A 15331-nucleotide genomic window follows, 5' to 3' on the forward strand; every position below is an offset into this window, starting at 1 on the left:
GGGTATTTGGGTTTGATATAACAAACAACTAATTTTGCGGCCTGAATGGATGAGTTAATAGTTATCCGGGGCTTCGTTGAATCATAATTCCAAAATTATCAACGAGAAACGATAACCATTAACGGATAACAAATAACTGATAACGTTTATTTTATAATAATGGCAAACACAACAAACATAGGCAAAGTAACGCAGGTGATTGGCCCAGTTGTGGACGTGAGTTTTGAGGGAGAAGGCAAACGGCTACCAGCAATCCTTGACGCATTGGAACTAACCAAGCCTAATGGACAAAAGGTAATCTTAGAATGTCAGCAACACCTTGGAGAAGATCGCGTACGCACTATTGCGATGGAAGGTACCGAAGGTATCCAACGAGGTCTTGAAGTAATCGACCTTGGAGGCCCCATCAAAATGCCCATCGGGGAAGATATAAAGGGTCGCCTCTTCAACGTGGTAGGTGACGCTATCGATGGTATGAAGCAAGTTGACAAGTCAAACGGCTTATCAATTCACCGCTCTGCTCCAAAATTTGAAGACTTAGCCACTTCTACCGAAGTTCTTTATACCGGTATCAAAGTGATTGACCTTTTAGCCCCTTACGTAAAAGGGGGTAAAATTGGTTTGTTTGGTGGTGCAGGTGTAGGAAAAACGGTATTGATTCAAGAGCTTATCAACAACATCGCCAAAGCTTATGCCGGTCTTTCAGTATTTGCAGGGGTAGGTGAGCGTACTCGTGAAGGAAACGACTTAATGCGTGAAATGATTGAAGCAGGTATCATCAAGTATGGTGAAGCTTTCAAGCATAGTATGGAAGAAGGTGGCTGGGATCTCTCAAAAGTAGATTATGAGGAACTCAAAAATTCTCAGGCGACATTCGTGTTTGGTCAGATGAATGAGCCTCCAGGAGCGCGTGCTCGCGTAGCTTTGTCAGGATTGACAGTAGCTGAGTACTTCCGCGATGGCGACGGCACAGGCCAAGGTCGCGATATTCTTTTCTTTATTGATAATATTTTCCGCTTTACTCAAGCAGGTTCTGAGGTATCAGCTCTTTTGGGGCGTATGCCTTCAGCGGTAGGTTATCAGCCTACATTGGCTACCGAAATGGGTGCTATGCAAGAGCGTATTACTTCTACCAAGCGTGGTTCAATCACTTCGGTACAGGCCGTGTACGTTCCTGCCGATGACTTGACTGACCCTGCTCCCGCTACCACTTTTGCTCACTTGGATGCCACTACGGTATTAAGTCGTAAAATTGCTGAGTTGGGTATTTATCCTGCGGTGGATCCCCTTGATTCAACTAGCCGTATCCTTACCGCAGAAACTCTCGGTGATGCTCACTATAACTGTGCTCAACGGGTAAAAGCTATCTTGCAACGTTACAAAGAATTGCAAGACATTATTGCTATTTTGGGTATGGAAGAATTGTCAGAAGAAGATAAGCTTACCGTAAACCGCGCTCGTCGTGTACAACGTTTCTTGTCACAACCATTCTTCGTAGCCGAAGCGTTTACCGGCTTGAAAGGGGTACTTGTTGATATCAACGATACTATCAAAGGCTTCAACCAAATCATGGATGGAGATTTTGACCACTTGCCAGAAGCGGCCTTCAACCTTGTCGGTACTATCCAAGACGCTGCCGAAAAAGGAGAGCGTTTATTGAGAGAAGCGGCGGGTAAATAATTTGGAAATGAGTTGATTTGAAAATTTGGGAATGAGCATTTTCAAATTTTCAAATTTTCAAATTGATATACTATGACACTAGAAATCATTACTCCCGATAAAAAAGTCTTTTCAGGCGAAGCCAGTGCGGTAACGTTTCCTGGCACCGAAGGGCAGTTTCAGGTATTAAACAACCACGCGCCCCTTGTGAGTACCCTTGGTAAAGGCAATATCGTCGTAGAAGGCTCTCATAAAGAAACTTTTACGGTAGACGGTGGCGTAGTAGAAGTACTCAACAACAAAGTGCTTGTACTAGCCGAATCGATTTTATAGGTGCTTTTTTGCGCCAAAAATATCAGCGTGGGACTCTAAAAGTTCCACGCTTTTTTTGTGTTTCTTTCTTTGATATTTTCTTTATCATCCAATCTTTTTCGCTACTTTCAAAGTATATTTCAACAAATCACAAAATCATAAAAGATGAAATCCATTCAGCGTTTGGGTCTAATTATTTTCTTGTTAGGCTTTGGATTGTGGCTTTATACTTTGTCAATGAATGAATTTAGGCTTACGACAACGATTTTAGAAAACAATCTTAAGCCAGAGCATCAAGCCACTTTGGGAAAAGCCTTACAACCTTTGCTCAACAAAACTTACACCAACGGATGGCGTTTTACTTATGAATTTGACCAAATTTTCAATCGTCTTAATAACTCTTATAAAGCTGCTCAACAGTGGGACAAAGTCATTTATGACGAATATAGTTTTAATATTACAAAAGCATCCGCTAACGGCCCGCTCAAAACCCAACCTTTGTTGTGGCTGTTTTTGACCTTTGGCTTATCCATTATAGGAATACTTCTCTACATACTTCCTGACATCCAACAGCTTGCAGGGATCAAAAACAACCATATTTTTCAAAATGCAGCAACTTCTCGTGGATGGATTGGGTGGGGAGTAGGCACTTTTCTGATTTTTTTCTACATTCTTCTTTATTATTATCCCCAATATTTGGTCAATTGGACGATGTTGGTTGACCCAATCAGCCAATCATTAAATGGCGGCGAAGCAAGTCGATGGTTTTTATACGGTTTTTTGTATACACTCTGTGTAGCTGTAATGGGTATCAGAATGCTTATCAAATACCGTCATAGCCGCTATCAACAATGGCGAACCTTGTCTGTTATATTTTTCCAGACAGCCTTTGCTTTCATCGTTCCAGAAATACTGGTCAGCCTTAACAAGCCTTACTACGACTTCAAAAATATCTGGCCTTTAGATTATGATTTCTTCTTTGATTATCACCTAAACAGCCTGATTCAGAGTGGGGGTTTGGGCATTTTTATGTTGGTATGGGGTATCTTGCTTTTTTTGGTGGGAGTTCCTATCATGACTTATTTTTTTGGAAAACGATGGTATTGCTCTTGGGTGTGCGGATGTGGTGGCCTTGCCGAAACCCTTGGTGACCCCTATCGGCAGCTCTCTGACAAATCCCTTAAATCCTGGAAAATAGAACGTTATCTTATTCATGGAGTACTAGTATTTGCAGTAGTGATGACCGCTATGGTACTCTACACCTATTTTACTGGCTCGGCCAATGTACTTTTTGTGGATAGCAATAGCGTTCGTTCTGCCTACGGATTTTGGATTGGAGGCATTTTTGCAGGAGTGGTAGGAACTGGTTTTTATCCTTTAATGGGCAATCGAGTATGGTGCCGATTTGGGTGCCCTTTGGCGGCTTATTTAGGCTTATGGCAAAAAAAGAAATCACGTTTTAGAATCACAACCAATGGCGGCCAATGTATTTCGTGTGGCAATTGTTCTACTTATTGTGAAATGGGTATCGACGTACGAGCTTATGCCCAACGTGGCCAAGATATTGTGAGATCTTCTTGTGTAGGATGTGGGATGTGTTCCGCAGTATGCCCTCGCGGCGTCCTTAACCTTGAAAATGCTTCAGAAAATTCGCGGGTCATGATTGCCCCTGAAATATTACTTGGCAATGACATGACCCATCACCAATCCTAAAACCCATAACGAAGCCCTGCCCCTAATCCAAATAGCTGAGGCTTAGCTTCAAAAACTGCACTCGCTCGCGTTGTAGAACCTAATGATTGCTGATAATTGCCACTTACCAAAGTAGTCCAATGCTTATTCATACGATATTGGACTCTCAATCCAGTACTAGCCGACAACGACAATGTACGGTAGGGATTATCGGCCCCGCTGACAGTCACTACCCGCTCCTGTCCAGTTTCGAAACTATTTCGTAGAAAAATATTATTTACCACTCCTCCCAGCACCCACAATGAAAGCTTGCTTTTGGCTTTAATGATTGCATATCCAGCTTGTACAGGTACTTGAAGGTATTGATAAGAATTACTGATGCTTTGGGTAGTAGCCAAAGTCTGAATTTGTGATTTGTCAGTGATAAGTCCCGGAAAATCACTAGCAACGTTCTTGGAGTTATTAGTACTATAATTTACGGCTGCTTCCAAGTTGTTAACATAACTATTGCTAAAAGCATCAAATCCGCTTGTTCCTTCAAACCTCGAATTTCCTTGCAAATAATTCAGCCCTGTTTCCAGAGACCATCTTTGGTTGAGTTGAAGCCCCCCTTGCCATTGTAAAGCATACGAAAGTGACGAACGATTGGTACTGGTAGTACTTCGATTGGTGACATTTGCCAAGGCATACTGCCCCGATGCATTAAATGCTCTGCTAGGAACATTTCCACCAATAGAGACACCTGCATTATAACTTGCTGGCATTACTCCTACAGAGGCCCAATATTCTTTAGGAAGTGATTTTTTCTTATTTGCTGACTCGCTGGGCACCTCTTGATAAGCTACCCACGGTTGCCGTTCTGTAAGTCCCAGCAAGTCTTGCAAATTTTTGATAGAAAGTGAATTAATAGAACGTGATATGGATATAATATCTTGGTTAGTAGCTGCTGCTACCACCTCCGCACTTGTATTTTCCACGTTAGAATGAGAAACGCCATTAGAAGTTCGAGCCTCCACTTTAGATGCTATAGCTATAGTAGTAGTCTCCAAGGTGGGCGACAGTTTCTCATTTTGGGAGTCAATATCAGAACTCACATTTTGCGAGTTAGTTCTCAATGTTTTTTGAGACTTTTGGGGAGACAAAGCCAAGTCTTGTTTTTTAGATAATTTTAAAGACGTAGCAGCTTCTTCTCTTGCTATAATACTTGTTTGTGGTATCTGGGCGACAGAAGCTTGCCCATCAGGAGCTGATATTTTATTGTCTTTTTCTACAATTTTACTTTTTGCACCACTTTGAGCAATATCATTTGGAGAACTGGTAGTTTGGTTGAGCCACCCTACTCTTACCGATATCATTATGAGCACTACACTTGCTGCAGCAAGCCATCTCATATTCTGAGCACTTTTCCAAAAAGGTACAATTAAGGCCCGCTCTTCATCTTCGTCCAATCTTTCCTCAATTTTTGCCCACACTGAAGCCGGAGGAGCTTCTTCGGCCTCCTCAAAAGCTTTGCGCCAGTTGTACTCAAAATTATTTTCTTCCGCCGTATCCATTTCTCAATTCCAAACTTGTTTTTTTCTTACTTACTTCCTCTCTGCACTTTCCAATATCTTGGCTTGTAATAATTGTTTTGCCCGAGCATATTGCGATTTAGATGTACCTTCTGATATACCTAGCATTTCCGCGATTTCGTTGTGTTGATACCCTTCTATTGCGTAGAGATTAAATACAGATTGACATCCTGGCGGTAACTCTCGGACCATGGCTAGTAGCTGTTGGTACTGAATACCCGAAAGTGCGGTTTCTGTTTCGGAGGCTACTTCCATATGATTTTCTACATCAGCCTGCTCCAAATAAGGTTTTTCTTTGCGTAGATATGAAATAGCAGTATTAATAACCACCCTCTTTATCCATGCTTCGAGAGGACAGTCATAACGAAAAGTGTGAATTTGACTAAAAACCTTTACAAATGCCTCCTGAAGCACATCTTCAGCCTCAAAACGACTACGTGTGTAGCGTTGACAGACCGCAAACATCCGCCCGGCAAAGCGCTCATAGAGCGTTCGCTGGGATATGCGGTCTTTATTTCGACACCCTTCTACTAACGTTCGTTCATCTTTCATGTATGCCGTTATACTCACAAGACGCTAGCAATTACAAAAAAGTTGGAATGACACAGCAAAAATTTAAAAAACTTTAGGCCTTCATCTTCAATTGTTCAATTAGCCTTAAAGCCTCACTTATTCTTTTTTCCAAAGCTTCCCAATCTTGATTTTTGAGGATTTCGGGAGTCAATAGGCGCGAGCCTATTCCGACTGCATCGGCTCCCGCCCCAAACCACGCTTTTAAGCTTTCTGCGGTTGGTTCTACGCCACCTGTCACTAGCACTGTAGTCCAAGGCATCGGTGCTTTGAGGGCTTTCACAAACGATGGTCCGAGACTATCGCCAGGAAATAACTTGACAATTTCGACACCCCATGCCTCTGCATTTGAAATCTCCGTCAAGGTAGCACAGCCTGGCAGATACGCTACTTTGCGGAGATTACATATTTTAGCTACTTCCGAATTAAAGCTAGGACTTACAATGAAATTGGCCCCTAGCTGCAAATACAGTGCCGCGGTAGCAGGGTCAATGATAGTGCCTACTCCTAGTACTAAATCGGGATAATCTTGCCGCGCAAATTTGACTAGCTCTGCAAATAACTCATGCGCAAAATCACCTCTATTTGTCAACTCAAATGCTCTTATTCCTGCTTTGTAGCTAGCTTTCAAAACATTTTTACAGATATCTATGTCGTTATTACTAAACAACGGAACCAAAGGAACCTGATGCATTACTTGATACACATGAAGACGAGAAAAGCGAGCCATAAAAAATTAAATAGTTTTATAATTAAAATAAATGTAATTAAGTAGAATCAAACAAGGATAATCATTTTCATTAAATCACTGATTATCAACACAAACAATGAATAATATATACCCTTAAGCACTTAAATGAGTCTTTTGGGTGAACAATTTAAGGTTCCTTTTTAGTTAATTCAAAAACAACTTTTTCTTAATCACTAATGATTACAATTGTAGTCGGTACCAATCGCCGCCGTTCTAAGTCAAAACAAGTGGCCGAGTTTTATCAGAAATTACTCACCAACTTAAATACCACAAGTCAGATTTTAGACCTGTCTGATCTTCCTGATGATTTTATAAGAACGGCATTGTATGAAAATAATGGTAAAAACGAAACGTTTAATAACTTTCGACAAATGATGCATGAGTCAAATAAGTACGTTTTTATTGTCCCTGAATACAACAATTCTTATCCTGGTGCTTTGAAAGTATTTATTGATGGCTTGAGCTACCCGAGCGAATTGCTCCATAAAAAAGCAGCTCTAGTAGGAATTTCTGATGGTATGCAAGGAGGAGCCTTGGCGCTGAGTCATCTTAATGATGTATTTAACTACCTTGGTATGAATGTACTCGCCCAACGCGTCAAGATTCCGTTTATGAAAAAAAACTTTGTTGAAGGTAGCATTCAAGACAATCTTATCAACAGACTTATCCACGAACAAGCAGAATTGTTAGTAAATTTTTAAATTGCCGCCATTCCAAATTTATCATCCATAAAATCATTGACATATGGCACACAGTTTTGATATTCCTTTTGAGGGTCCTTCCGACAAAATCTTAGAAAAAGCAAAAAAAGCAATCGAAGCAGGTAATGGCACCATGAGTGGCGACCCCCTCAAGGGTTCGTTTTCGCTACCCGCCGGTATTAGTAAGGTAAAGGGAGAGTATTTGGTAGACAACAGCACCCTAAAAGTGACAATCACCGATAAGCCGATTTATGTGAGCGGCGACATGATTGAAAATATCCTCAAAAAGCATCTCGCTTAAAAAAACACCAAGGTCATAGAGCGGCGGCGGTCTATGACCTTGGATTTAAAAACTCTAGTGCTCTTCTCTCCGCCCAGGTATATTCGTCGTTTTTGACCAAAAAACCCACATGCCCTCCTGTCTTGGGCGTTTCAACAAAAATCAAATCGTGCTTTTCGGCCAAAGATTTAGGCACGCAATCTTCATTGAGAATGGGGTCGTTTTGAGCATTACAAATCAACACGGGGACTTTGATATCTTTAATAAAATTGGCCGCCGAGGCTTGTTCATAAAAATCATTCGCATCGCGATATCCATTAATAGGGGCCGAAAAAAAATCATCAAAATCTTTCCAGACTTTCACCTTCTGTAGATTATTCAAGTCAATCTTACCCGGATGAAGCGCCGCTTTATGCGCCATTTTCTTGACCAATTTTTTCATAAACCTTTCTCGATAAAGACGGTTGGAAGGGAGGTCGAGCAGTTGGGCACTTGTCTTGAGATTGGTAGGTGCTGAAAAGGCTGCAACCCCACGGATAATGTCAGGCATATTTCGACCCTGTACACCGGCATATTTGAGGGCAATGTTGCCGCCCATACTATAGCCCACCAACACCACCCTCTCGTAATTTTTGGTACAAATCGCATGATTGATGACCTCACTTATATCTCCGATTTCGCCATGATTGTAGAGCCGAAAGGCTCGATTCATTTCTCCGCTACACGAACGACAATTCCACGCCAACACATCCCATCCGTGCTGCGCAAAAAGTTTGGCAGTCCCTTTCATATAATGCCGATGAGAGTCCCCCTCCAACCCGTGCGTTAAGACGACCAGTTTTTTGCTGGATTTGTCAATCCAATCAATATCCACAAAATCCCCATCAGAAAGCGTAAACCGCTCTCGCTCATACACTACTCCTTCAACCTTTCGTAACAAACTAGGTACAACTGTCTGTAAGTGACCATTAAACAAATACCGTGGAGCACCCGGATAAGAAGACTGACGAATAATGGGCATGGTTTTATGTTTTTGCAAAGTTGAAAGTATTTTTTCAGAAATCCTTTTTGTACTTGCCAAAGATTATTCTGAATTTATTCCTAAACTTCATTAGTCCGTTGATCCGATAGGTTGATAGAGTAGAACTTTAGACCTAACTTTGCGGTTAGATTTTTTATATACAATCAACAACTATAAACTCTGTATCACGATGATACGTTCTCTTTCCGACCGTGTATATTTGGACAATGCCGCTACCACCCCTATCGACCGTGAAGTAATCGAAGCCATGCTTCCGTGGTTGACAGAACAATACGGCAATCCTTCGTCTATCCATGGTCATGGACGAGTAGTAAAATCAGCCATAGAGCAATCTCGCAAAACTGTAGCTAATTTGCTCAACACGTCGCCGGCTCAGATTTTCTTTACATCAGGAGGTACAGAGGCCGACAATACGGCCATCACGTGTAGCATAGAGTGCTATCAACTTACCCACGCTATTTCGTCACCGCTAGAGCATCATGCAGTATTGCATACTTTAGAACATCTAGCAAAAGCAGGGAAAATAAAACTCAGCATGGTAAACCTCGACGCCAAAGGTCATGTAGATTTAAACCATTTGGAAGAATTGCTTCGTACTTCGCCGCGCTCTTTGGTATCGCTCATGCACGGCAACAACGAAATCGGCAACTTGTTGGATTTGGAGATAGTAGGAAATCTATGTGAACAATACAACGCCATTTTTCATAGTGATACAGTACAAACTATGGGACATTTGAGACATGATTTAAAACACCTCAAAACGCATTTTATAGTGGGCGCTGCTCACAAATTCAACGGTCCTAAAGGAGTAGGCTTTTTGTTTGTGAATGATAACATCAAAATAACTCCTTACATCTATGGCGGCGCTCAAGAGCGCAATATGCGCGGCGGTACTGAAAATGTATATGGAATTGTAGGATTAGCCAAAGCACTTGAAATTGCTTATCGAGATATGGACGCGCATCGCCAACATCTGGAAACGCTAAAGAAAAGAATGATTGCAGGATTTCGCGATAAGATAGAGGGCGTACGCTTCAACGGAGATTGCGACAACCTAGAACTTAGTAATTATACAGTATTGAATGTTAGCCTTCCAGCCTCTGACATTAGCGATATGTTGCTTTTCAACTTAGACATCGCCAAAATCTCTGCTTCCGGGGGTAGTGCTTGCTCAAGTGGCTCAGAAGTAGGCTCACATGTATTAGGAGCATTGGGCGTTAGCCCTGACCGAGGGAATGTTCGCTTTTCGTTTGGGAAATACAATACTGAAACCGAAATAGACTATGCAGTAGAGACCGTCGCTGAAATGTATAAAACCGTAGCAGTTTGATAATGCTGATCGAAAAAGAGATACACTAAAGATTGGAGAGTATGATAGCCCGACAGAACGTCAAAATTTGTCGTCAAAAAGGTTTATGTTTGACTTCTACGAAGTCCTTATTGTAAATGAGAAAACTCCATGCTACAAAGATTAGGCTTCTCCGAAGCCATTCTTACATAAAAACATTCTCATATTCTGCCTCGGAGAGGCGCAAGGTTTGTAGCTGAAAAGTCCCCCTCAAAAAACAAATGACTTCGGAGAAGTCAAACCTCAGCAGAATATTAAACGACATTTATAAAAAGGATAGCTACCATAACTACTATGATAAACATAAAAAGACCTTCTATTTGCATTTGAGAATTTTTTGTACTTACTCAAAAACACAAATCAGAAGGTCTCATCTATGAATCACCTAACTTCGGAAGGATTCATGTTTTTTATTTATATTAAGCTATCCACGCTTCTACCTCTTCTTTTTTAGGCATTGATGCATCGATTTTCAACTTCTTGCGCAACCCTCCCAAGTCATTAAATACTTTATTGGGATTCGCTTCTTTGAGAGCCTCAATGGTCAAAAAGCCCATTTTTTGTAAAGCAGGTACCCAAATTGCGGGCACACCTTGCGCTACATAGTCAGCCTCAGTCGCCATTTCTACTTTCTTTTCAGGGCGCATTTGTGGGAAAAACAATACTTCCTGAATGCTTGTTTGGTCCGTAAGCATCATGGTAAGTCGGTCTATCCCGATGCCGATGCCCGAAGTAGTAGGCATTCCGTATTCTAATGAGCGAATAAAATCTTCGTCCATCGCCATTGCTTCCTCATCTCCACGTTCGGCCAAACGCAACTGCTCTTCAAAACGCTCACGTTGGTCGATAGGGTCATTTAGCTCCGAATAGGCATTAGCTACTTCTTTTCCATTGATAAACAACTCAAAACGCTCCACAAGACCTGGTTTGCTACGGTGCTTTTTGGTCAATGGCGACATTTCGACGGGATAATCGATGATAAACGTAGGCTGAATAAGGTTATCCTCTACTTTAGCCCCAAAAATCTCATCAATGAGCTTCGCTACGCCCATAGTGCTATCGGTTTCGATACCCCATTGTTTACATTGAGCGATAAGCTCTTCTTCGGTTTTACCTTCTACATTGACTCCCGTAAACTTCTCAATTGCCTCAAAAATGCTCAATCGCTCATAAGGCCCCGCAAAATCAATTTCGTTGCCCCACGATTGTACTTTTGTAGTGCCATGTACCGCCAAAGCCACTTTTTCGAGGATTTCTTCGGTGATGTTCATCATCCAATGATAATCTTTGTAAGCCACATAAAACTCCAAAGAAGTAAACTCAGGATTATGAGTACGGTCCATGCCTTCGTTGCGAAACATTTTTCCAAACTCGTATACGCCGTCAAAACCTCCTACGATAAGGCGTTTGAGGTAAAGTTCGTTGGCAATACGCATATACAAAGGCATATCAAGCGTATTGTGGTGGGTTTTGAAAGGCCGCGCCGTTGCTCCCCCGTGAATAGGCTGTAAAATGGGTGTTTCTACTTCGAGCCAACCCTTATCATCAAAAATGCGGCGCATGGTGCTGATGATTTTGGCTCGTTTCACAAAAATATCTTTCACGTGAGGGTTCACAATCAAATCCACATACCGCTGACGATAGCGCAGTTCTGGGTCAGTAAAGCCATCGTAGGTTTTGCCATCGGCCTCTTTTACCACAGGTAGAGGCTTTAAAGATTTATTGAGAATCTTAAACTCTTGGACATGAATAGAAACTTCGCCCGTTTGGGTTGTAAATACATACCCTTTTACACCGATAATGTCGCCAATATCAAGTAGTTTCTTAAAAACCGTATTGTAAAGCGTTTTGTCATCTCCGGGGCACAAATCATCACGGCGAAAATAAAGCTGAATACGCCCTGTACTGTCTTGTAACTCTACAAAAGAAGCACTTCCCATGATGCGAAAGCTCATCAAACGCCCTGCAATGGCGACACTTTTATAGTTAAGCTTATCGTTTTCGTAGTTTTTATGAATATCAGCCGCGGTAACATTGACCTCAAACATCTCGGCTGGATAGGGGTCTATCCCCATTTTCATCAATTCTTCGCGCTTTTGTCGGCGCAATAATTCCTGTTCGCTTAGCATTAGTGTTGGTATTTTGCGGGTTTTATCACCGCTTTATTACTCGTATAAGAAGTCTTTTTGTGCTTCTAAAAACAATCTGGCAAAATTAAGAAAAATAACGGGTTTCGTTGAGAGATTGTTTAAGCCTATTGGTGATTATGGGCTGCCTTTTATCAAACTTTTCAAGAGAGTTTATCTTTTCACCATTCTTAAAGCAGGCTGACCGTTCGTCCAAATTCACAAGTTTTTAGTCCCAAAACAAACTATCATTGTGATATCATTTTAATATCAATATACTCGCATGAAAGAAAAAGAACTTACCTCCGCCTCTGGTTATGTATTTGTTGTTTTAGGCATATTGCTTTGGCTTTTTGGGGGCATGTTTGCCTCTAGCAATGCTGGTGCATTGGCCGCCCTTACTTTTATTGCAGGGGTCATCATGACAGCTGGTCTTACCGTTATCAACCCCAACGAAGCCGCCGTTGCTACTTTTTTTGGAGAGTACATCGGCACCATGAAGCAAAATGGATTGCGATGGGTCAATCCTCTCTATCGCCGCCGGAAAATAAGCCTCCGGGCTCGTAATCTCAACGGACAAAAGTTGAAAGTAAACGACAAAATGGGCAACCCTATCGAAATCGCTGCTGTAGTGGTCTGGAACGTTGAAGATACCGCCAAAGCCGTTTTTGAAGTAGATGACTACCAAAAATTCGTCGAAATACAGTCGGAAGCCGCCGTAAGAAAATTAGCGGGTATGTACTGCTACGATACTATCGAAGACGAAGATGCCACGATTACTTTGCGCGATGGCTCCGGAAAAATCAATGAGATGCTCGAACAAGAGCTCAACGAACGCCTCGAACGTGCGGGCGTAGCCGTGCTAGAAGCTCGCATTAGCCACTTGGCCTACTCACCCGAAATCGCCGGGGCTATGCTTCAACGTCAGCAAGCTTCGGCTGTGGTAGCAGCCCGCAAACAAATCGTGGACGGTGCCGTAGGCATGGTAGAAATGGCCCTCGCCAAACTCTCCGAAAAAGAAATTGTACATCTCGACGAAGAGCGCAAAGCCGCTATGGTCAGCAACTTGCTGGTAGTTCTTTGTGGCGAAAAATCCGTCAGTCCCGTAGTCAATACGGGCACACTCTACAATTAATCTTTCGTATAATAGCGTGATGGTCAGAAAAGTTTCTTTTGAAAGAAAGGGCTTTTCTGACATTTTTGCTTCTCAATCACCCTTGATAAAGGTTTACGATGGCTAGTGAAAAAAAAGCATTTGTACTCAGAATCAGCCCCGAGATGTTGAAAGAACTTGAGCTATGGGCACAAGAAGAATTTAGAAGTACAAATGGTCAAATAGAATACCTCTTGAGCGACGCGCTCCGCAAGCGGCGGAAGGCTAGCAAACAATCGCCCCCTTCAACTCCTGAATAAAATTTTAGGAGTCTTTCCGAGCGTAACAGCTAGCATATAAGAGGTATCAAATAGAAGCTATGCTTCCAAAACGGCATTCTGCCTCGGAGAGGCGCAAGGCTTGTAGCTAACAAGCACAAAAAACAAATGACTTCGGAGAAGTCAAACAGAAGCTTACTTGAAGAGAAAATCAAAGGGCATTTGTAAAAAGGATAGTTACCAAGCATAAAAAGACCTTCTGTTTACATTTGAGAGTTTGTAACTACTCAAACAAAAATCAGAAGGTCTTTTTTGAATCATCTAAATTCGCGATGACCCATGTTGATGGAAAATTAAGCTTCTCTTTTTTGTTTGGCTACTACCCAATTCGGGGAACAAGTCCCACAAAAGCACTAAAAAATATTAGTTACGTTTTATTGAAAGTGAGTATATTTGGGGAATAGTCGAAATGGCTTTGGCTATTGCCTACCCGTTGGCTGCAAGGCTATTTGACACCCTACAAACTTTGAAAGATGAATGACAGAATAGAAGATAATCCTTCACATAAAAAATTAAAGAAAGAGCTTGATGGGGCAGATGCACTAAGCAAGCTAACAGGTTTATTTTCATTGTTTGGAGCAAATTCTAAAGACTTAAAAGAAGCTTTTGAACCTTTTGCAGACATTCAAAAACAATTTGACCTGATTTCCAAAAGCCCTGACAAATTCAATGACCATTTTTCCCAAAAAGGCTGGATAGCACATGAATCGATGAATTGTGATTTAATGCTTACTTGTATTGAATTTGCAGAAAAAGGACATACTGAATTAGCGGAACAAGAACTTATCAATTATTATAGTTCAGACAAAATGCAATGGTTGACATACCAACTTAAAGGCACTAAGGAATTTTCTATAAGGTACTCGTTAATCAAAGCAGCCTACGAGGACACAATAGCAGAAAAATATTATGCTTGTATTCCTGTTTTATTATTAGTCATAGACGGTGGTGTAAATGATGTTGATAGAAATAAAGGATTTTTTGCGGAGAATACAGACTTGACCGCATGGGATTCTATTGCAGCCCATAGTTCAGGTTTAGCAACTTTGAAAGAAATTTTTAACTACACGAGAAAGCGAACAACAGAAGAGGAAATTACTATGCCTTATAGACATGGAATTCTTCATGGCAGAGACATTAACTATGCAAATAAAACTGTTGCTGCAAAATGTTGGGCTGCTCTTTTTGCATTAAATGATTGGGCGAAGGCTGTAAAAGACGGCAAAAAGAATCCGCCACCAGATGAACCAAAACTTAGTGTTAGTGAAAGTATAAATGAATTAAAAACGACACTTGAAAATCATACAGAAAGTCAAAAAAGGAATAGGGAAGTTAGTCGGAAAGTAGATGAATGGTCAGCAAGGAATCTTGAAATTGGAGTTAACGTTCCGCCAAAAGGTTTACCAAATGATTATGAAGTGTTTACACCTGAAAGAGAAGCTGTATCATTCATAGAAAATTGGAAAAGTAAAAACTATGGAGCAATCGCAAAACAGATACATTTTTTTACCAAAGGAGAAATCAATTGGGGAAAAGAAGCAGGTAAGGTTAGAAAAATCTTTCAAAACAAAATTTTAAAAGATTATGCTATCACGAATATAAAAGACTGTTCGCCAGCAATCACAGAAGTCACTCTGTCTGTTGACATTATTTACGAAGAAAAAGAATACAACAAAGAAATCACATTGCGACTCATTTATGATGGACCAAACGGGGAAATTTTAGTCTTCGGTGACAAAGGGGGACAATGGAAATTTATTGAATCTTTTTTCCATAAAATTGACTACCTCTACTGACAAGCCCAACAGCCAACAAAAGGTTTGCCGCAAGACTGGCGGATGGGATAAC

The 15331-nt window shown here is 41.3% G+C and carries 14 protein-coding genes; 9 read left to right on the forward strand and 5 right to left on the reverse strand.

The window, feature by feature from the left end:
* Nucleotides 1–159 precede the first annotated feature (159 nt).
* The 3 genes from atpD (at nt 160) to P1X15_RS14980 (ending at nt 3684) form a co-directional block, all read left to right on the forward strand.
* Nucleotides 160–1680 (forward strand): F0F1 ATP synthase subunit beta, encoded by a 1521-nt coding sequence (gene atpD, locus P1X15_RS14970; protein ID WP_028663646.1) that lies wholly within the window; start codon nt 160–162, stop codon nt 1678–1680.
* A gap of 72 nt (nt 1681–1752) precedes the next feature.
* Nucleotides 1753–1992, forward strand: coding sequence for an ATP synthase F1 subunit epsilon (gene atpC, locus P1X15_RS14975; protein WP_277338939.1), 240 nt, complete (start codon nt 1753–1755; stop codon nt 1990–1992).
* A 144-nt stretch (nt 1993–2136) separates the two neighbouring features.
* Complete coding sequence (locus P1X15_RS14980) at nt 2137–3684, forward strand: 4Fe-4S dicluster domain-containing protein (protein ID WP_277338940.1); 1548 nt, start codon at nt 2137–2139, stop codon at nt 3682–3684.
* Here the strand turns inward: P1X15_RS14980 and P1X15_RS14985 are convergent.
* The 3 genes from P1X15_RS14985 to P1X15_RS14995 form a co-directional block, all read right to left on the reverse strand.
* A complete protein-coding gene (locus P1X15_RS14985) occupies nt 3681–5216 on the reverse strand; it encodes an outer membrane beta-barrel protein (RefSeq protein WP_277338941.1) in 1536 nt (511 codons plus the stop codon). The genes P1X15_RS14980 and P1X15_RS14985 overlap by 4 nt on opposite strands.
* Nucleotides 5217–5246: 30 nt before the next feature.
* Nucleotides 5247–5786 (reverse strand): RNA polymerase sigma factor, encoded by a 540-nt coding sequence (locus P1X15_RS14990; RefSeq protein ID WP_277338942.1) that lies wholly within the window; start codon nt 5784–5786, stop codon nt 5247–5249.
* Between the two features lie 73 nt (nt 5787–5859).
* Complete coding sequence (locus P1X15_RS14995) at nt 5860–6534, reverse strand: bifunctional 4-hydroxy-2-oxoglutarate aldolase/2-dehydro-3-deoxy-phosphogluconate aldolase (RefSeq protein ID WP_277338943.1); 675 nt, start codon at nt 6532–6534, stop codon at nt 5860–5862.
* Nucleotides 6535–6731: 197 nt separating this feature from the next.
* On the opposite strand from P1X15_RS14995, the gene P1X15_RS15000 reads away from it, so the two are divergent.
* Both P1X15_RS15000 and P1X15_RS15005 read left to right on the forward strand, forming a co-directional pair.
* Complete coding sequence (locus tag P1X15_RS15000; RefSeq protein ID WP_277338944.1) at nt 6732–7256, forward strand: NADPH-dependent FMN reductase; 525 nt, start codon at nt 6732–6734, stop codon at nt 7254–7256.
* Nucleotides 7257–7299: 43 nt separating this feature from the next.
* The gene (locus tag P1X15_RS15005) at nt 7300–7557 is read left to right on the forward strand and encodes a hypothetical protein (protein WP_277338945.1); all 258 of its coding nucleotides are present in this window, start codon (nt 7300–7302) and stop codon (nt 7555–7557) included.
* 31 nt (nt 7558–7588) lie between these two features.
* Here P1X15_RS15005 and P1X15_RS15010 read toward each other — a convergent pair whose 3' ends face one another.
* Nucleotides 7589–8557 carry a YheT family hydrolase gene (locus P1X15_RS15010; RefSeq protein ID WP_277338946.1) on the reverse strand — a complete coding sequence of 323 codons (969 nt, stop codon included), beginning with the start codon at nt 8555–8557 and terminating at the stop codon, nt 7589–7591.
* Nucleotides 8558–8747: 190 nt separating this feature from the next.
* Between P1X15_RS15010 and P1X15_RS15015 the strand changes: the two genes are divergently transcribed.
* Nucleotides 8748–9908, forward strand: coding sequence for a cysteine desulfurase family protein (locus P1X15_RS15015; RefSeq protein WP_277338947.1), 1161 nt, complete (start codon nt 8748–8750; stop codon nt 9906–9908).
* A 437-nt stretch (nt 9909–10345) separates the two neighbouring features.
* Here the strand turns inward: P1X15_RS15015 and lysS are convergent, their stop codons facing one another.
* Nucleotides 10346–12055, reverse strand: coding sequence for a lysine--tRNA ligase (gene lysS, locus P1X15_RS15020; protein WP_277338948.1), 1710 nt, complete (start codon nt 12053–12055; stop codon nt 10346–10348).
* 280 nt (nt 12056–12335) lie between these two features.
* Between lysS and P1X15_RS15025 the strand changes: the two genes are divergently transcribed.
* The 3 genes from P1X15_RS15025 to P1X15_RS15035 all read left to right on the forward strand — a co-directional run bounded on the left by P1X15_RS15025 (nt 12336) and on the right by P1X15_RS15035 (nt 15279).
* Complete coding sequence (locus tag P1X15_RS15025; RefSeq protein ID WP_277338949.1) at nt 12336–13187, forward strand: SPFH domain-containing protein; 852 nt, start codon at nt 12336–12338, stop codon at nt 13185–13187.
* A 98-nt stretch (nt 13188–13285) separates the two neighbouring features.
* A complete protein-coding gene (locus P1X15_RS15030) occupies nt 13286–13465 on the forward strand; it encodes an Arc family DNA-binding protein (RefSeq protein ID WP_277338950.1) in 180 nt (59 codons plus the stop codon).
* A gap of 491 nt (nt 13466–13956) precedes the next feature.
* Nucleotides 13957–15279: a hypothetical protein gene (locus P1X15_RS15035; protein WP_277338951.1), complete on the forward strand. Its 1323-nt coding sequence runs from the start codon at nt 13957–13959 to the stop codon at nt 15277–15279.
* Nucleotides 15280–15331 lie beyond the last annotated feature (52 nt).

This window comes from Runella sp. MFBS21 (genome assembly GCF_029433105.1).
GTDB lineage: Bacteria > Bacteroidota > Bacteroidia > Cytophagales > Spirosomataceae > Runella.